The sequence below is a fragment of the Achromobacter sp. ACRQX genome, assembly GCF_022346505.1.
Taxonomy (GTDB): domain Bacteria; phylum Pseudomonadota; class Gammaproteobacteria; order Burkholderiales; family Burkholderiaceae_B; genus Achromobacter; species Achromobacter animicus.
The window spans coordinates 179,007-195,302 of the sequence record NZ_JAKRML010000003.1; the positions used below are offsets into that span (position 1 = coordinate 179,007).

The window sequence follows — 16,296 nt, forward strand, 5'->3', positions numbered from 1 at the left end:
GGTGAACTCGAAGGCCATCGTCATTCTCCCTGCGTCGCGGAGGTGGCGGACGGTGCCGGCAGCAGGCCGCCGGTGCCTGGCGGGTAATGCGACGCTGCATATTGTCTGGCCTTGGCCCGGAAATAGGCTTCGACCCACTTGAAACGCTCGCCGTCCTTGGCAAGCCCGACGGTGTTTGCAATGGCGGCGAGGCTGATGGTGTGTCCGCCCGCGCCCCAATTGCCTTCCGACACTTCCTCGATGATGACCAATGCGCCGCTGCCGTCTTGGCGCGTGGCGCCCAGGCTTTCCATCATGGCTGCGTGTACCGACGCGTGGACCTCGGACTTGTGCTGCTGGCTCATGTAGCCTTCAGGAATGCTGACGCGGGCGAGCAGGCGGCCGTGGGTGCGGATGGGCGTGTCGTCGATCTTACCGCCAACCCACCAGTCTTCGGCGGGCACTTCGGTGAACAGCACCGACGCGAAGGCCAAGCCGCCCGGGGTGCGGGCGCCGCCTTCCATCGTCAACAGCACTTCCGTCAGCCGCTTGCCCATTTCGTTCTTGCTGGCGGGGTCGAGCATCCCCTTTGCGTAATACAGCTGAATCACTGGCATGACATTCTCCTCGCATCCCCCAGACGGGGGGCAAGCGGCGTGTGAATACAAGCGCCGCTTGCAACGCAGGTTGATCTGGACGGCGTTACTGGATGGTTTCAATAATGAGGAGATCGGCGCCTTCACCGTCCGTCTGAATCGTGATGGGGCGATCGCCCCAAACGCCTCGGCTATCGCGGCGCGCCAGCGTGATGTCATCGACGCTGGCCTCTCCGTCCAGCACGAACACATACACGCCATGACGATTTGATTTGGGCGTGTATTGCAGGTGCATTGCCTGGTCGGCCACCAACCTTGAAACCGATACGTCCTGGCTGATTCGCAAGGCGCCGTCGGCGTTGCCCACCAGTTGCGTAAGCTGATTGCGGCGCGTGCTCGCATCGAAGTGGCTGCGCGTATAGGAAGGCGGCGTCAGCAGGCGGTCGGGCAAGAGCCACAGATACAGCACTTGCATATCGGTGCTGGCCAGATTCAATTCGGAATGCTTGCCGCCGGAGCCGGCAGAGAAGGCGTAGAAGTCGTTCGGTCCGAGTTGATCGATGTTGCCTACCGTGTTCACATGCGTCAGCGTGCCCGCCAGGACGAACGCGCAAATGATGAAGTCATGGTGGCGGTGCATGTTGTAGCCGCTACCGGTGCCACTGAATACTTCCTCGCCAAAAACGCGGATCCGGCCGAATCCGGGAATGCCGGTTTGGTAAGCGCCAAAGTTGAAGCTGGAATGGCGGGTCACCATGCCTTCGGGGTGGCCGGCGATATAGCTGGACGCTTCGCCCGTCGACAGAAATTTTTCAAAGCCGCGGTCGTGCGCGCGCAGCACAAAGTCTTTGTTCATGATGAGTTCTCGGCAGGCGTTCAGACGAGGGCGTGCGCGGCGGCTTCGGCGCTGGCGTACGGAAGTTCGACCATTTCGAACCGGCTCTTTGGGGTGCCGCAGTCGGGGCAGACCCAATCGTGGGGAATGTCGGCCCATCGGGTTCCTGGCGCAATGCCGTGTTCGGGCAGCCCCAGGGCTTCGTCGTACAGAAAGCCACAGCCAAGGCAGACGTGGCGCTTCAAAGGTTCATCCACAGATGTCTCCATTGGGCCAATTCGCCTCGGCCCGGGGCGAGCGCATCAGGTAGCGCGTGACGCATTTATATAGCGCGTCACGCGCTACTGCAAGGGATTTGATATAGTGACGGTTCGATTTTTTCCAGGGGATCTCGATGGAAAGCGTCACCAATTTGCGGGAAATGGTGCTGGCGCAACTGCGCTCCCGCATCGTGTCGGGCGAAGCGGCGCCGGGCACCATTTATTCCGTGCCGGCAGTGGCGACCGAGATGGGGATGTCCACGACCCCGGTACGCGAGGCATTGCTGGAGCTGAGCCGCACGGGCCTGGTCGCGCCGCTGCGCAATCGGGGGTTCCGTGTGGAAGCGGCTACGCCCAAGGACCTGGAGAACCATTTTGACGTGCGCATCATGCTCGAATCGGGGGCGCTCGTCGCAGTTGCGCGGGCGGGTCTCACCGACGCGGCGCCGCTGATTGAGCTGGCCGATGCGGTTGCCGCCGCCGTCAAGGCAGGCAATGTCGCCGATTACATCGAAACGGACCGCCGGTTCCATGAAGCGTTGGTGTCGCGCGCGAACAATCCGCTGCTGACACGAATGATCATGGACCTGAGAGCCGACATGCGCCTGTATGGAATCAATTCGCCGGAGGGTCTGGAGCGGCAGCGCGCGTCCGTGTCGGAGCACTACGAAATGATCGAGTTGGCGCAAACGCGGCAGACCGAGGCAATTGCCGCGTTGATCACCCGGCATATCGAATCCTGGAAGCCGCTGCTGACGGCCGCGCTGCAGGACGTGTCGGCGGGGAGTGCGAGGGCCCGAGCCTGATCAGCGCCCGGCGCCCCGTGCACGGCGGTTGGCGGAATGCCTTCCCGCCGCCCCCTCACGTCGCATAGAGATTCGTCAACGATGCCTTGACGAAACCCCCATCCACCACGAGATCCTGGCCATTCACATACGACGACGCATCGCTGGCAAGAAACGCGACCGCGCCGCCAATGTCCGCCGGCCGCCCGATCCGCCGAGCAGGAATGCTTGCAATGCGCTTGTGCAGCACACCTTCATTTCGATAGTGCGGTTCGGACAGTGGCGTGCGTATCATGCCGGGGCTGATGGAATTCGCGCGTATGCCCAGCGGTCCCCACTCAACGGCCATCTGGCGCGTCAGCGCCTGCAGCGCCGCCTTGGTCGTGCCGTAAGCGCCGAGCCGGGTTGGCGTCTGGGCGGAGATCGATGACACATTGATGATGCTGCCGCCCTGTTGATCCCGCATCAACGGAAACACGGACTGCGCGCACAGCAACGCGCCGCGCAGATTGATGCGGAAGATGCGGTCCCACAGCTCAAGCGGCAGCGCCTCCAGTCCCACCGGCGCCCCGCTGACGGCGGCGTTGTTGACCAGTATGTCGCACCGTCCAAATCGGGTTCGCACCTGGTTGGCCATTTCTTCAACCGAGGCGGAATCGGAGACATCACAACGCACGTTCAGGCGGCCATCGGCATCCGAGCCGGCAGGGCATGCGTTGACATCCACCTGGACGACGGCGGCGCCCATCGCATGCAGGTGCTCGCAAATGGCAAGACCGATTCCGCCGGTCGCGCCGGTTACCACCGCCACGCGGTCCTGCAAGGCATCGGAGGAAAAAGGAAGTTTGAAAGGCGTGTCCATGCGCGCTTCCTATTTGTTCTTCAGGTCGGCCACTTTCGCCAACCCTTGCCAGATGACGGCGTCGCGTTTGATGGATGCTGCGAATTCCTTTGCAGACATGTCCGCCGGCACGATCATGTTCTGGCCTTCGATTTTTTCCCGCACGTCCGGCGTGTGCTGCGCGCGATAGATCTCGGCGTTGAGCTTGTCGATGATCTCGGCCGGCGTGCCGGCGGGGGCGAAGACGCCGTACCAGCCGTCCGCCTCGAATCTGTAGCCTTGTTCCCCCAGCGTCGGGACGTCCATCGACGCGGGCCAGCGCCTTGATCCGGTCTGGCCCAGGGCGACCAGCTTGCCGCTGCGCATGTGGGGAATGGGCGAGGCGATGTCCATGAAGCCGACGCTGATGTTGTTGGCGATCAGGTCGGTGCTCTCGGTTACCAACTGCTTGTAGGGCACGTGCGGCATGTCCAGGCCGTAGTGCGCCTTGATGCCTTCCATGGCCAGGTTGCCGGACGAGCCGGTGCCCCACGAACCATAGGCGAGTTTGCCAGGATTGGCCTTGGCGTACGCGACCATGTCGGCCAGGTTCTTGAAGCCGGTGGTCGGATTGGCGACCAGCAGGATTCCGGCGGCCCCGACCTGGGCGATAGGGAGCAGGTCTTTTTCCGCATCGTACGGCAGCGAGGGAAGTACGACCGGATTGAGCAGGATGGCGGAGGAGGGGGCGAACAGCAGGGTGTAGCCGTCTGGCGCCGCCTTTGCCACCGTGTCGCACGCAAGCATGCCGTTGGCGCCGGGCTTGGCTTCCACGACCACCGGCTGGTTCAGCGCCTTGGCAAGCGGCGCGGCGATCAGGCGCGCGAAGATGTCGCCGCCCGCGCCGGACGAGCCGGCGACGACAAGGCGGACGGGGCGCTCCGGCCACCCGCCTTGGGCGGCAAAAGCGTTCACACCCAGGCCCATCAGCATGCCGCCGAGCAGGATGGCGCGTCGTGTGGGTAAAGGATGGGTCATTGCAGCGTCTCCATAATTTTTGATTTATTGGAGCTTTCAAATTCTAGGTAGCCGTACCGGATTGGCTATAGCCGAAACCGCAGTTCAGAACTGCGCGAAACGAAGAAGTCGCGGCCACCGTTGTCGGCAATGGCGATGACGCAGTGCTGCGTTTTCTGCAGGAGAGTTCTTCGGGATGGTGGCTAAATCAACGGATGGGTGCTCTATACACTTTTTGTGGGTCAACATATGAAGAGCCAGCCATGCCTTTCACGCTTCGCCGCCGGTCGCCGCTTCGCTTGCCGTTTCTTCAGACGATTCGTCTGTCGATCCGCCCGCCATTTCGATTGCTGTTGGGTAGCGCGGTGCTGACGGCACTATGTTCGTTTTCCGCCACGGCGCAAACAGACTATCCGACGAAACCGGTGCGGCTCGTGGTGCCGTATCCGCCGGGCGCGGCTACCGACGCGATCTCGCGCGCGTTTGCCCAGCAGTTGGGAACGATCATGGGGCAGCCCGTGGTCGTCGAAAACCGGCCTGGCGCGGGTTCGGCGATCGGCATCACGGCGGTGAAAGGCCGGCCGGCCGACGGGTACACGCTGTTGGTCCATGCCGAAGGGTTCTACAGCGCGAAATTGACGACACCGGGCGCGGGCTACGCGTTTTCGGATTTCGAGATTCTTGCGCCGTTAGGTCAGAGCAGTTACGCCTTCATCGTGCCAGCCGACAGGGGCTGGAATCGTCTCGAGGACCTGAAGGGGGCAAAGCGCGAATTGGATATCGGCATCGCCGACCTGGGCGTGGGCACTTATTCCACGCTGGCCGCGCGACTGGCATCAGGCCTTCAGACGCAGTACCGTCCCATTCCCTTCAAAGGCGGCGCGGAAGGCCTGACGGCGATCCTGGGCGGGCAGATCGACGGCTACTTCACCACGATTGGCACGACGCAGAACGTCAAGGACAATCCTCACGTCAAGGTGTTGGCGTATACCGGGCGGCCAGGAAGCACCTCGCATCTGCCCGGCGTGAAGACGTTCGCAGAACTCGGCGTGCCGGACATGGTATTTCACAGCAGCTACAGCGTGGCCGTGCGGACGGGCATCCCTGAACCGGTGAGAGACAGGCTGGCAGGATTCGTCAGGCAGGCGGTCGCGTCTGAAGAAATGAATAAGGCGCGCCGCGATCTGTACCTGGACGAATACAGCGGGAGTCTGGACGAGTACAAGCAAGAGCTTCTGGGCCTGGCTGCGGAATTCGAAGCCAGCGCGCGGGCCCGCAAGGCGGAATGATTTCAGGAGGCCACGGCTTCCGGTTGCTGGCGCAAGCGCAGTACCGGCGATGTGAACAGCACGGCAAACTGGATGAAAAACCCCAGGGTCGACACCCAAAGACACGCCTCCACCCCAAACCGCGCCGCCAGCGTCGCGCCGATCAACGCGCCGATGGGCCGCGCGCCGAAGTTGGCGGTCACGATGACGGATGACACGCGGCCCAGCAGGGCGTTGGGCGACACCGATTGACGCAGCGTGGTGGTGGTGATGGTCCACAGGATCGGCCCGGCGCCGAACAGAAAGAACCCCACCGCCGCCCATGCCCCTGACGGATAGACCAGCGTCGACAAGAGGATGAAGCTGGCCAGCAAGGCGGACAGCGGGCCCGCGCCAATCATCGCGCCGAACGGCAGGCGGCGGGCGAGCCACGGGGCGGCCAGTGCGCCGGCCAGCATGCCTGCGCCATAGACCCCCAGCGTAATCCCCACGCCCGCAGCGGACAGGCCGAGGCGGTCGACGGCGTAGGCGACGTAGATCGCCAGCAGGACAAACCAGGCGGTATTGAAAAAGAGGGCGGTCAGGAGGACCGGACGCAGCAGGGGATGGGTGGCGACGAAGGCCGCGCCTTCGCGCAATTCGGTGAGCGGATGACGGCGTTGGGCCGTCTTCGGCGCGTCTCGCGGCAGGCCTGCCAGGAAGACGGCGGCCAGCAGCGACAGTGTGGTCGCGAGCACATAGGCGGTGGAGGCGCCCATCCACCCCACGAGCGCGCCGCCCGCCGCGGGGCCGGCCGAAAACGCGGCGCTGCGCGCCAGTTCCAGCCAGCGGTTGGCATTGGAGAGTTCACCAGGCGGAACCAGCTTGGGCACCAATGCAGGCGCCGCCACGTTGTAGGCGACGGTGCCCACTGCCCCGGCGAAGCCCAGCGCGGCGAGCCATTGCAGGCTGAGGCCGCCGGACCACAACAGCGCCAGCAGTACGATCAGGCTTGCCGCGCGCACGGTCTCGGCGGCGGTCATCAGCGAGCGGCGCGACATCCGGTCGGCCAGCACGCCGGCGGGCAGGGACAGCAATAGGAACGGCAGCGTCTGCGCGGTTTGCAGGTAGCCGGTCTGCGCGGCGGTGGCGCCCAAGGCCAGCACGGCATACAGCGGCGCGGCGGCGAGCGCGATCTGCTCGGAGAACTGTGCGGCCAGGTTCGACGCCGCGAGGCGGCGGAAAGCGGAGGGCAGGGCGGGCATGGACGGGGCGGCGGGCGCCACAGAAACGGCAAGGGCACGATGATGATCGTACCCTTGCGGCCCTGCACTCCGGTCCTTGCTGGGACGCGTCCCGATCAGGGAATCGGGGGGTAGTCGCCGAAGCCGTCAGGCCAGGTGGTCAGCACGTCGTAGCCGGTCTCGGTGACGACGACCATATGCTCCCATTGCGCGGACAGTGAGCGGTCCTTGGTGACGACCGTCCAGCCGTCGGGGAGTTGCTTGGTCTGCGGCTTGCCGGCGTTGATCATGGGCTCGATCGTGAACATCATGCCGGGCTGCAGCACCAGGCCTTCGCCGGGGCGGCCGTAGTGCAGCACCTGCGGGTCGTCGTGATAGATCTGGCCGATGCCGTGGCCGCAGTATTCGCGCACGATGCTGAAGTGCTCGCGATGCGCGACGGTCTGGATGGCGTGGCCGATGTCGCCCAGCGTGGCGCCGGGCTTGACGGCCATGATGCCGGCGCGCATGGCTTCGTACGTGGTGTTGACCAGGCGGCGCGCAAGCGGACTGGGCTGGCCGACGTAGTACATGCGGCTGGTGTCGCCAAACCAGCCGTCCTTGATGACGGCCACGTCGATGTTCAGGATGTCGCCGTTCTTGAGCACCTTGGCCGACGGGATGCCGTGGCAGATGACGTGGTTGACCGACGCGCAGATGGTCTTGGGAAAGCCGTGGTAGCCGACGTTGGCGGGCGTGGCTTTCAGCACGTTGACGATGTAGTCGTGACAGACGCGGTCGAGCTCATCGGTGGTGACGCCGGGACGGACGTGTTCGCCGATCATGTGCAGCACTTCGGCCGCCATGGCGCCCGCCTTGCGGGCCATTTCGATGTCGGCGGCCGATTTGATGGAAACCTTCTTGGCCATTTATGCGGCCTCCTGCTGTAAGGGTTGCGGCAACCCTTGCGAGAGGGAGGCGATGGTGAAGCCTTCTGCCTGGTCGATGCGGATCAGCAATTGGCAGATGTCGGCGTGGCGCAGTTCGGGATAGAGCTCGGACAGCATGCCGATGCGCATCCAGTGTTCGGCCTGGGAATTGATCGAGCGGCTGAGGGCGCCGCTGGCGACGCGCAGGTTTTCATGCATCTGCTCGGAAATCTTGACGATACCCATAGTGGATGTTCCGTATATGTTTTGTATATGGAACGTATCGTACTGCGGCGGGAGGCCGTGTGCAAATCGGCCCTCAGGCTTCCTTGCTTTCCTTGCGCGGCTTGGCGCGCGTGGACTTTTTGGCTGCGCCCGCGCGCGGCGCATCCTTCGGTGCGGGAGCTGCCGCGGCGGTCATCTGTTCCATCCACATCAGCGCGTCGGTGTACGACAGGAACTGCTGGAGGTAACCGGGCGACATCTCGCGCATCAGGGTCAGCGCGCGGTGCACGAGCTGGTTCGAGTTGAGCGGGCCGGCGTTCTTGTGGACCCGTTCCTGCGATTGGCGGACCTGGCGGTCGGCGCTGAAGCGGGACCAGAGCGCGCGGAATTCATCGAGCAGCGGCAGCTCGGGGTAGGCGGCGCGCAGGCCTAGCGGGTCGCGGGAATCGTCGGAGCCAAGATAGGCGATCAACTCGGCCAGCGGTCCACCCCACACGGCGTCTTGCGAGGCCGCTGCATCAGCCTCAGCGCCTGCATCCGCAGCCGCATCCTCCGCGCCGATCAACTCCCCCTCATACGCCGCGATCAGACCCGCCAGCCGCTCGTCCAGCCGCTGACGCACCGCGCCGTCGTACGCGGCCGCCCGGCGGTCCAGCGCGTCGATCAGGTGAAAGCGCAGCGGGTTGACGCGATCCGCGCCGTTGGCGCGCCAGGCGTCCAGCACCGCACGTGCATTCAGGCTTTCAGCGCGGCTGCCGTCACTGCTCACCGGGCTTACCCGCTTCGTTGGACGGCTTGGGGATGGGCGTGATTTCCACGCGGCGGTTCTTGGCGCGGCCTTCCTCGTCGGCGTTCGACGCCACGGGTTGCTCGGCGCCAAACGCCGCGGCAAACACCGTTGACGACGGCACGCCTTCGTCGATCAGGGCGCGCGTCACCGTGAGTGCGCGCTGGGCGGAAAGGTCCCAGTTGTCCGCGAAGCGGCGGTTGCCTTCGCGTACCTGCTGGTCGTCGGTAAACCCGCTGACCATCAGGATTTCGTTGTGGGTCTTCAGGTAGGCGGACAGCGGCTCGATCAGGGTTTTCAGGATCTCGCGGCCCTCGGGCTGGAGCTGGTCGGAGTTCAGCGCGAACAGCACGCTGCCGCTGATGCCGATGCGGCCGTTGATGAGTGTCACGCGGCCGGCGGCCAGGGGGCCCGCCAGCGCCTGCTCCAGGGTTTCGCGGCGATGGGTTTCTTCCTGGCGCTGCTTGACCTCTTCTTCCAGCTGCGTCGACAGCTGCAACTGCACCGCGACGACGCTGACCAGGATGAGGACGAAGGCGCCCAGCAGCACGGACATCAGGTCGCCGAAGACGGCCCAGGCGGGCGCCGTTGCCTCCACGCCGCCGTCGATATCCTCGCTCATGCCGTTTCCGCTCCGGCGGTGGCGCGCTGGGCGGCCAGCTGCTGCAGGTTCTCGATGATCTGCTTCTGCGACATCAGGCTCAGGTCGACGACCTCACGGGCCTGCGCCACGTAGTAGGAAAGCTGCTCGTCGCCGCGCGCGATGGACTTGTCCAGCGCGGCTTCGATGCGTTGCAGATGCGCCGTAAGCTTGTCGTTCGATTCGCCGAAGGCCTGCACGGCCGCGCCAAAGGATTCGCCCAGGCTGGCGACTTCGACGGCGCTGCTGGTGACCAGCGACGCCACGTCGGACAGCTTGCCGGTTTCGGATTCGACCTGCGCGGTGAACTGCGCGCCCACGCGTTCCAGCATGTCGGCCGACGAGGCGACCAGCCCGTCCACGGCGGTGCGCTGCTCGGCGGCGGTATGGTTGACGGCGTCCAGCAGCGTGCTCAGCGTTTCAAGCAGGCGGTTGCGCTCCTGCAGCATGTCGTTGTCGCGCACCATGCTGTCAGACAGCTTCTGGCGCAGTTCGCCGATGACCTCGGCGGCGGCGCGGGGCGCTTCAGAAGCCGCTTGAACCAGACGGCCGATCTCGGCGATGGTTTCACTGGCGTGGGCCTGCGTCTGGGCAGTGATGTCCTGCGCGGTCAGGCTCAGCGTGTCGCAGATTTCCTGCTGCAAACCGGCAGCTTGCGCGCCGGCCTGCTGCCATTCGGTGCGCAGCGCGTCGGCCATGGCCGCCAGCTTGCCGGTCCAGGCGGCAAGGCGTTCCTCGTCGTTGGCCGCCAGCGCCGTTTGCAGGGCAGTGTGCGATTGTTCCAGCGTCTGAAGCAGCTCGGCGGCTTGGGTGCCGAAGGCGGCGGACGCGGTTTCCAGCGCCTGGCGATTGTCGCGGGCAAGTTGTTGGCCGGTTTCTTCCTGGCGCGCCTGCGCATCGGTCCAGGCCTGCGTGACGCCGCCGGCTGCCGTTTCCAGGCGCGTCGACACGCTTTCCAGCAGGGCGGCCTGCTGCTGCGTCTGGGCAGTGATGTCGCGGGCGGTCTGAGCGAGCGCGTCGCTGATTTCGAGCTGGCGCAGGGCGGCCTGGGTGCCGGCCTGTTCCCATTCCTCGCCCAGCTTGGCGGCCATTGCCGTCAGCGAACCGGTCCAGGCGGCCAGACGTTCCTCGTCGCGCGAGGCCAGCGCGGTTTGCAGGTCGGCGTGCGATTGATCCAGCGTGCGCAGCAACGCGTCGGCATGCTGGCCAAAGGTGGCCGCGGCGGTTTCCAGCGCGCGCTGGTTGTCGGCGGCCAGTTGTTTGCCCAGGTCTTCCTGCCGCGTTTGCGCGTCGCGCCAGGCTTGCGTGACGCTGCCTGCCGCGGTTTCCAGGCGAGAGGACACGTCCTGCAGCAAGCGGGCCTGCGCCTCGGTCTGGCCGGTGATGCCGCGCGCGGTCTCGGCCAGTGCGTCGTTGATTTCCTGCTGACGGGCCACGGTGTTCGCGCCGGCCTGTTCCCATTGCTGGCCCAGCTTGGCGGTCATGGCGCCCAGCGTATTGCTCCAGACGGCGAGGCGGTCTTCGTCGCGGGCGGCCAAGGCGGCCTGAAGTTCGGTGTGCGATTGGTCCAGCGTGCGCAGCAGCGAGGCGGCGTGCTGTTCGAAGGCCGCCGTGGCGGCTTCGAGCGCCGCCTGGTTGCCCGCGGCCAGCTTGCTGCTGGATTCTTCCTGGCGGGCGAGCGCGCGGGTCCATTGGTCCGATACGCCGATGGCGGCGGCTTCCATGCGGGCCGACACGCCTTCCATCAGCGCAGCTTGCGCCGCGGCCTGCTCGGCCACGTCGCGCACGGTCTGCGCCAAGGTGTCGTTGATTTCCTGCTGGCGGGCGGCGGCTTGCGCGCCAGACTGCTCCCATTCCTGGCGCAGCGTGGCGCCCATCGCGCCCAGCGTTTCGGTCCAGGCGGCCAGGCGCTGCTGATCGCGCGATGCCAGATCCGTTTGCAGCGCGGCGTGCGAGGCGTTCAGGGTGCGCAGCAGCGATGCGGAATGCTGCTCGAAGCTGGCGGCCGCGGCGGTGAGCGCCTGCAGGTTGTCGCCCGCCAGCTTCTCGCCGGCTTGCTGCTGGCGCGACAGCGCGTCGGTCCAGGCTTGCGACATGTTGCCGGACGACGCTTCCAGGCGCGCCGACACGCTGTCCAGCAGGTTGGCCGAGCGTTGCTCGAAGGTCTGGGCGAAGCGATCGAGCGAGGCGCGCAGGTCTTCGGCCATGGCCTCGCTGGCGCGCTGCTGGCCGGCCACAGCCTGGCTCCAGATGCCGGCAACGTCGGTCGTCGCGGCTTGCAGGCCGGCAGTCAGGCCTTCCAGTTGCTGGCGCACGGCCTGCGAGACCGTGTCCTGCAGCGTGGCGGTTTCTCGCGACAGGCTGTCCATGGTCGCTTGCACGACGGGCTGCAGCGCTTCGCCGGCGGAGCGCGCGCTTTGCGCCACGCTGTCCTTCATGGACTGTTCCATCACGGATGCGAGGCGGGCGTAGGCGGCTTCGGCCTTGCCCTGGAAGGCGGTCTGGCTGGCGATCTGACGTTCGTTCAGCGCCTGATTCTGCTGTTCCATGCTCTTCATCATGGATTCCAGCTGGCCGACGATCGCGGGCATCGCGTCGGCCTGACGTTGCATGACTTCAGCCTGGCGCTGGAGCAGCTTGAAGGATTCTTCGCGCTGGTAGCTTTGCGAATACACACGCAGCGTGGTCGCGGCCTGGGTGTCCAGGAGTTGCGCCGCGTGGACGCGGTCGCGGCGGCACAGTGCGGCCAGGAGGCCCAGCATGGCGGATGCGGCGACGCCAGCGATCGAGGTGCCGAACGCAAAGCCCAGGCCCTTGACGGGTGCGGCCAGCGACGCGCGGATCGCGGCCAGATCGGTGGAGCTTTCAAGCGCAAGGCCAGTGCCGCGCAGCGTGACGACCATGCCGAGGAAGGTGCCCAGCATGCCCAGCAGAACCAGCAGGCCGACGAGGTAGGGCGCCAGCGTCGGGCCGGGCAGGCCCACGCGCTCGCCTTCGATACGCAGGCGCGCCGCGTTGCGCAGGCCGGCCGGCACCTTGTCCAGCCAGGCGCCCAGGCTGCCGGGCGCTTCCTTGATGTCCGTCACGGCGCGTGACAGGGCGGTCGTTGCCTGCTGGTAGCGCAGCAGCTCGAGCGCGCCGGCCAGGTAACAGACGCCGATCAGCAGCGTCACGGCCAGCGCCAGCGGGTTCGTTCCCGCGTAACCAGCGCCGATCCAGCCCACAACGGCCAGTCCGGCCAGGAAAACCACGATATTGATCAGAGTCTTGGACATAGTGTCCTAATTAGCTGGTGCGAAGGGCGGCAAGCAACCCTTCGACCGGTTGTAAACGAACATCCAATTCGGCCAGCAGCACGGCGCGCATGTCGGCGCGGAACGTGTCCAGCCAGGCGCCCGCGGTAATTGCCGGGACGGGCGCCGCCGCGTTGGCTGGCGCGGCGTCAAGGGCTGCGACCGCTGCATCGCCGTCAGCCCTTGCATTGCCCTCCGTCTCCGCAGCGGTATCAGCCGGCGCGTCGGCGTCAGCCAAGTCCTGCGCCTCGGCAGCAGCCTGGGCTTCTGCGGCGGCCAGCGCCGCTTCCTCGGCCTTGCGCAGCCGGTCAAAGTGCGTCTGCAGCAGCTTCGGAATCGCGCCGAGCAGGGCCCGCTCCTTGGGCAGCAGCGCGCGGTCCATGATCGCGTCCACCACGGCCAGCCGCGTCCATTCGCCATTGCGCGCCGCGACCATCCCGCGCAGACGGCTGCGCAGATTGCCGATGCTGGTCTCCATCGTGTGCTGCAACGACAGATACCGCTGGCGAAAACTCGAGTAATCGAACTCATCCTCGGCCAGGACGGCAGCCAGTTTCTTGGCTGGCGCCGGTACCGGGGCAATCCGCTTGGCGGCCGTGGCCGCCGTGTCACTGGCGATGGCGTCCGCCAGGGTGGTGCGCACGCGCACGCATTCGCGTTCTTCGGCGCTGCTGAACAGGCGGGCGCCGGGCGCAATGACCGGCGGGCTTGTATTCAAGGCCGCCGACAGGGCGATCGCGTCCGTCCAGCCAAGCCATTGGCACAGATGGTCGGATAGCGACTGCCTGGACTGCTGGACTTCCGCGTCCGTCAGGCGAGTCAGCAAGCGAATGAGCGTCGGGCCGCTTAAACCTGTGCGCCGGGGGGCTTGCAACATACCACCAGAGTCAAAAAGGGGGGAGTTTACACGCTGCGACGGGCCGAGAGGGCCTGTACAGGCGGTCCGGGCGGCCGTCCGGGTCACAAAACGGGGCCGTATCACGGACGCTGCGTCCAAGGCGCTGCAATACTGTGTCGCCGCCCAGCGAGCAGGAACCCTGGGCCCGCATGGCCGTCGAACGTTCCATGGATGCCCGCACCCCCTGGCGATTTGCCCGACGACTTCTCATCCTCGCCGCGTTGGCCGCCCTGGCGGTCTGGGCCTGGCCGCGTCTGCCGGAGGCGGCGCGCGCGCCCTGGCACATGGCGCGGCTGTCCTGGCAGGACGCGCCCGTGTCGCTGCCCGTGCCGGTGCAGGGCGTGGCGCCCCGGCGGCTGGCCGATACCTGGGGCGCAGCGCGGGCGGGCGGGCGCACGCACCAGGGCATCGATATTTTTGCCAAGCGCGGCACGCCGGTGGTGTCGGCGACCGAAGGCGTGGTCACGCGCATCGGCGAAAACACGCTGGGCGGGCAGGTCGTCTGGGTGATGGGACCGGGCCGGCAGATGCACTATTACGCGCACCTGGACGGTTACGCGGATATCCGCCGGGGCCAACTCGTTGCCCCGGGCGACGTGCTGGGCTTTGTGGGCAATACCGGCAACGCCAAAGGCACGCCGCCGCATCTGCATTACGGCATCTATGCAGGGGGCGGCGCGCTCAACCCGTATCCGCTGTTGACCGCGCCCAGCGCACCGCAAGGTTCGTCTCTGCCCGTATCGTCCGCGCAATAGCCCTGCAAGCAGCCCGCTGCGCGGTGTAGATTGGTGCCCGGGCCAGAACAACGGGGCAGGCAGTGCCGCACTTTCCATGGACTTTCTGATTGAAACGGCGGCGCGCGCGTTGGCCGCAGGCGACCCGCTGGGCGCGTTGAACCAGGTGGCGCTGCGCAGCGACGCGCCCGCGCTGGCCTTGCGCGGCATTGCCTTCGCGCAACTGGGCGATCTGCCCCGCGCCAGGACGCTGCTACGTAGCGCCGCCCGTGGGTTTGGTCCGCGGCAAGCGGTGGCGCGGGCCCGCTGCGTGGTTGCCGAGGCCGAGATCGCGCTGGCTTCGCGAGATCTGGGCCACCCGGACAAGGCGCTGGATACGGCGCGCGCCACGCTGAAGGCGCACGGCGACGTGGTCAACGCGGCGCATGCCGGTCATCTGACGGCGCGCCGCCAGTTGCTGCTGGGGCGGCTGGAAGACGCGGAGCACACCCTCGCGCAGGTGGATGCCGGCTCACTGCCTTGGGCGTCGCGGGCCATCCAGGACCTGATCGTCGCGGGCATCGCACTACGCCGCCAGCAGGCGGCCGCCGCTCGCGCAGCGCTGGCGCGCGCGGAACAATGCGCGGAGCGGGCCGGAATTGCGGCGCTGATGGCGGAAGTGGCCCAAGCGGCGCGGACATTGGACGAGCCAGCCGCCCGGCGTATCGGACTCGACGGCGAGTGCACGTTGTCGCTGGACCAGGTCGAAGCCTTGCTGGCGTCCGGCACGCTGGTCGTGGATGCCTGCCGGTTCGCTGTGCGGGGTGGGCAAACGGCTGTCGCGCTGGCTGGCCGTCCCGTGCTGTTTGCGCTGGCGCGGGCGTTGGCGCAAGCCTGGCCCGAGGATGTGACGCGCGACGCGCTGATCGCCCAGGCGTTTCGCACGCGCTACTTTGACGAGACGCATCGTGCGCGCCTGCGCGTCGAGATGGGCCGCCTGCGCACCGCGATCCGCCCATTGGCCGGTGTCCACGCCACTCGGCACGGCTATGCGCTTGCGCCTGCGGGCGCTTGCGACGTTGCGGTGCTGGCGCCGGCCGGCGACGAAGCGGATCCGGAGCAGGGGGCGCTTCTGGCCTTTCTGGCTGATGGCGAAGGCTGGTCGAGTTCGGCGCTGGCGCTGGTGCTCGGATCGAGCCAGCGCACCGTGCAGCGCGCGCTTGACGCCCTGGCCGAGACCGGCAAGGTGCAGGCCTTCGGCCAGGGGCGCGCGCGGCGCTGGATGCTGCCGCCGGTGCCTGGATTCACGACAAGCTTGTTACTCCCGGCGATTCTGCCCGCCCAGTAGCATGGAAGCACCCCTACAAAAGGAAGCCACCATGAAACGATCACAAGCCGAAATCCTCCGTGAATATGGCCCGTTCCCGGGCGTCGAGGCCGTCCATGGGCTGACCTATGACGGCAAGCAGGTGTGGTTCGCCACGGGCGACAGCCTCGTTGCCCTGGACCCGGCCACCGGACAGACGTCGCGCTCGCTCGACATCACCGCGAATGCGGGCACGGCCTTTGACGGCACGCACCTCTATCAGATCGCCGATGGCCGGATCCAGAAGGTCGATCCGCAAAGCGGCAAGGTGCTGTCCACCATCCCGGCGCCCGGCGGCGAGGGTGTATCTGGCCTGGCCTGGGCGGAAGGCAGCCTGTGGGTCGGCGCCTACCGCGACCGCAAGATCCATCAGGTCGACCCCGAAACCGGCAACGTGCTGCGCACCATCGACTCCAACCGCTACGTGACAGGCGTCACATGGGTGGACGGCGAGCTTTGGCACGGCACGTGGGAAGCCGAAGAAAGCGAATTGCGGCGTCTTGAACCGCGCACCGGCGAAGTGCTGGAGGCCGTCGAGATGCCGGCGGGCATTGGCGTGTCGGGCCTGGAATCCGATGGCGGCGCCCGGTTTTATTGCGGCGGCGGCGAAAGCGGCAAGGTGCGCGCGGTGCAGCGGCCGGGCAAGCCGCAGGATTAAGAAAAAATGGGGAAAAACAACAGTA

General features: G+C 66.5%; 17 protein-coding genes. 5 read left to right on the top strand and 12 right to left on the bottom strand.

Annotated features, from left to right (window positions below):
- Window positions 1-20 precede the first annotated feature (20 nt).
- The 3 genes from MHZ91_RS04435 to MHZ91_RS04445 form a co-directional block, all read right to left on the bottom strand.
- Window positions 21-596 carry a tautomerase family protein gene (locus tag MHZ91_RS04435; protein WP_239212628.1) on the bottom strand — a complete coding sequence of 192 codons (576 nt, stop codon included), beginning with the start codon at window positions 594-596 and terminating at the stop codon, window positions 21-23.
- Window positions 597-681: 85 nt separating this feature from the next.
- The gene (locus tag MHZ91_RS04440) at window positions 682-1,431 is read right to left on the bottom strand and encodes a pirin family protein (protein ID WP_239212629.1); all 750 of its coding nucleotides are present in this window, start codon (window positions 1,429-1,431) and stop codon (window positions 682-684) included.
- A 20-nt stretch (window positions 1,432-1,451) separates the two neighbouring features.
- Window positions 1,452-1,667, bottom strand: a complete 216-nt coding sequence (locus tag MHZ91_RS04445; RefSeq protein ID WP_175121243.1) for a rubredoxin — start codon at window positions 1,665-1,667, stop codon at window positions 1,452-1,454.
- A gap of 137 nt (window positions 1,668-1,804) precedes the next feature.
- Here MHZ91_RS04445 and MHZ91_RS04450 point away from each other — a divergent pair, with 137 nt between their 5' ends.
- Window positions 1,805-2,476: a GntR family transcriptional regulator gene (locus tag MHZ91_RS04450; protein ID WP_218344135.1), complete on the top strand. Its 672-nt coding sequence runs from the start codon at window positions 1,805-1,807 to the stop codon at window positions 2,474-2,476.
- A gap of 55 nt (window positions 2,477-2,531) precedes the next feature.
- Here MHZ91_RS04450 and MHZ91_RS04455 read toward each other — a convergent pair whose 3' ends face one another.
- Window positions 2,532-3,278, bottom strand: a complete 747-nt coding sequence (locus tag MHZ91_RS04455) for an SDR family NAD(P)-dependent oxidoreductase (protein ID WP_370647779.1) — start codon at window positions 3,276-3,278, stop codon at window positions 2,532-2,534.
- Window positions 3,279-3,326: 48 nt separating this feature from the next.
- On the bottom strand, window positions 3,327-4,313 hold the full coding sequence (locus tag MHZ91_RS04460; RefSeq protein ID WP_239212632.1) for a tripartite tricarboxylate transporter substrate binding protein: 987 nt from the start codon (window positions 4,311-4,313) through the stop codon (window positions 3,327-3,329).
- A 143-nt stretch (window positions 4,314-4,456) separates the two neighbouring features.
- On the opposite strand from MHZ91_RS04460, the gene MHZ91_RS04465 reads away from it, so the two are divergent.
- A complete protein-coding gene (locus MHZ91_RS04465) occupies window positions 4,457-5,581 on the top strand; it encodes a tripartite tricarboxylate transporter substrate binding protein (RefSeq protein ID WP_239212633.1) in 1,125 nt (374 codons plus the stop codon).
- 2 nt (window positions 5,582-5,583) lie between these two features.
- Here MHZ91_RS04465 and MHZ91_RS04470 read toward each other — a convergent pair whose 3' ends face one another.
- The 7 genes from MHZ91_RS04470 to MHZ91_RS04500 form a co-directional block, all read right to left on the bottom strand.
- A complete protein-coding gene (locus MHZ91_RS04470) occupies window positions 5,584-6,804 on the bottom strand; it encodes an MFS transporter (protein WP_239212635.1) in 1,221 nt (406 codons plus the stop codon).
- Between the two features lie 95 nt (window positions 6,805-6,899).
- Window positions 6,900-7,691 (bottom strand): type I methionyl aminopeptidase, encoded by a 792-nt coding sequence (gene map / locus MHZ91_RS04475; protein WP_056318211.1) that lies wholly within the window; start codon window positions 7,689-7,691, stop codon window positions 6,900-6,902.
- Complete coding sequence (locus MHZ91_RS04480) at window positions 7,692-7,937, bottom strand: ParD-like family protein (RefSeq protein WP_175121249.1); 246 nt, start codon at window positions 7,935-7,937, stop codon at window positions 7,692-7,694.
- Window positions 7,938-8,010: 73 nt separating this feature from the next.
- Window positions 8,011-8,685, bottom strand: coding sequence for a DUF2894 domain-containing protein (locus tag MHZ91_RS04485; protein ID WP_239212637.1), 675 nt, complete (start codon window positions 8,683-8,685; stop codon window positions 8,011-8,013).
- Window positions 8,675-9,325, bottom strand: coding sequence for an OmpA family protein (locus tag MHZ91_RS04490; protein WP_175183673.1), 651 nt, complete (start codon window positions 9,323-9,325; stop codon window positions 8,675-8,677). The genes MHZ91_RS04485 and MHZ91_RS04490 overlap by 11 nt, the downstream gene beginning before the upstream one ends.
- Complete coding sequence (locus MHZ91_RS04495) at window positions 9,322-12,618, bottom strand: DUF802 domain-containing protein (protein ID WP_239212639.1); 3,297 nt, start codon at window positions 12,616-12,618, stop codon at window positions 9,322-9,324. The genes MHZ91_RS04490 and MHZ91_RS04495 overlap by 4 nt, the downstream gene beginning before the upstream one ends.
- 10 nt (window positions 12,619-12,628) lie before the next feature.
- Window positions 12,629-13,513: a DUF3348 domain-containing protein gene (locus tag MHZ91_RS04500; protein ID WP_239212641.1), complete on the bottom strand. Its 885-nt coding sequence runs from the start codon at window positions 13,511-13,513 to the stop codon at window positions 12,629-12,631.
- A gap of 188 nt (window positions 13,514-13,701) precedes the next feature.
- Here MHZ91_RS04500 and MHZ91_RS04505 point away from each other — a divergent pair, with 188 nt between their 5' ends.
- From MHZ91_RS04505 to MHZ91_RS04515, 3 genes are all read left to right on the top strand, one after another.
- Window positions 13,702-14,289: a M23 family metallopeptidase gene (locus MHZ91_RS04505; protein WP_239212643.1), complete on the top strand. Its 588-nt coding sequence runs from the start codon at window positions 13,702-13,704 to the stop codon at window positions 14,287-14,289.
- A gap of 76 nt (window positions 14,290-14,365) precedes the next feature.
- A complete protein-coding gene (locus MHZ91_RS04510) occupies window positions 14,366-15,595 on the top strand; it encodes a helix-turn-helix domain-containing protein (RefSeq protein ID WP_239212645.1) in 1,230 nt (409 codons plus the stop codon).
- 31 nt (window positions 15,596-15,626) lie between these two features.
- Window positions 15,627-16,271: a PQQ-binding-like beta-propeller repeat protein gene (locus tag MHZ91_RS04515; protein WP_175136282.1), complete on the top strand. Its 645-nt coding sequence runs from the start codon at window positions 15,627-15,629 to the stop codon at window positions 16,269-16,271.
- Window positions 16,272-16,296 lie beyond the last annotated feature (25 nt).

Bases quoted from the DNA above. Each gene is read 5' to 3' on its own strand.
- MHZ91_RS04490 (WP_175183673.1), bottom strand. From the start codon at position 9,325: ATGAGCGAGGATATCGACGGCGGCGTGGAGGCAACGGCGCCCGCCTGG.
- map (WP_056318211.1), bottom strand. From the start codon at position 7,691: ATGGCCAAGAAGGTTTCCATCAAATCGGCCGCCGACATCGAAATGGCC.
- MHZ91_RS04515 (WP_175136282.1), top strand. From the start codon at position 15,627: ATGAAACGATCACAAGCCGAAATCCTCCGTGAATATGGCCCGTTCCCG.
- MHZ91_RS04435 (WP_239212628.1), bottom strand. From the start codon at position 596: ATGCCAGTGATTCAGCTGTATTACGCAAAGGGGATGCTCGACCCCGCC.
- MHZ91_RS04480 (WP_175121249.1), bottom strand. From the start codon at position 7,937: ATGGGTATCGTCAAGATTTCCGAGCAGATGCATGAAAACCTGCGCGTC.
- MHZ91_RS04510 (WP_239212645.1), top strand. From the start codon at position 14,366: ATGGACTTTCTGATTGAAACGGCGGCGCGCGCGTTGGCCGCAGGCGAC.
- MHZ91_RS04450 (WP_218344135.1), top strand. From the start codon at position 1,805: ATGGAAAGCGTCACCAATTTGCGGGAAATGGTGCTGGCGCAACTGCGC.
- MHZ91_RS04470 (WP_239212635.1), bottom strand. From the start codon at position 6,804: ATGCCCGCCCTGCCCTCCGCTTTCCGCCGCCTCGCGGCGTCGAACCTG.
- MHZ91_RS04500 (WP_239212641.1), bottom strand. From the start codon at position 13,513: ATGTTGCAAGCCCCCCGGCGCACAGGTTTAAGCGGCCCGACGCTCATT.
- MHZ91_RS04505 (WP_239212643.1), top strand. From the start codon at position 13,702: ATGGATGCCCGCACCCCCTGGCGATTTGCCCGACGACTTCTCATCCTC.
- MHZ91_RS04495 (WP_239212639.1), bottom strand. From the start codon at position 12,618: ATGTCCAAGACTCTGATCAATATCGTGGTTTTCCTGGCCGGACTGGCC.
- MHZ91_RS04440 (WP_239212629.1), bottom strand. From the start codon at position 1,431: ATGAACAAAGACTTTGTGCTGCGCGCGCACGACCGCGGCTTTGAAAAA.
- MHZ91_RS04460 (WP_239212632.1), bottom strand. From the start codon at position 4,313: ATGACCCATCCTTTACCCACACGACGCGCCATCCTGCTCGGCGGCATG.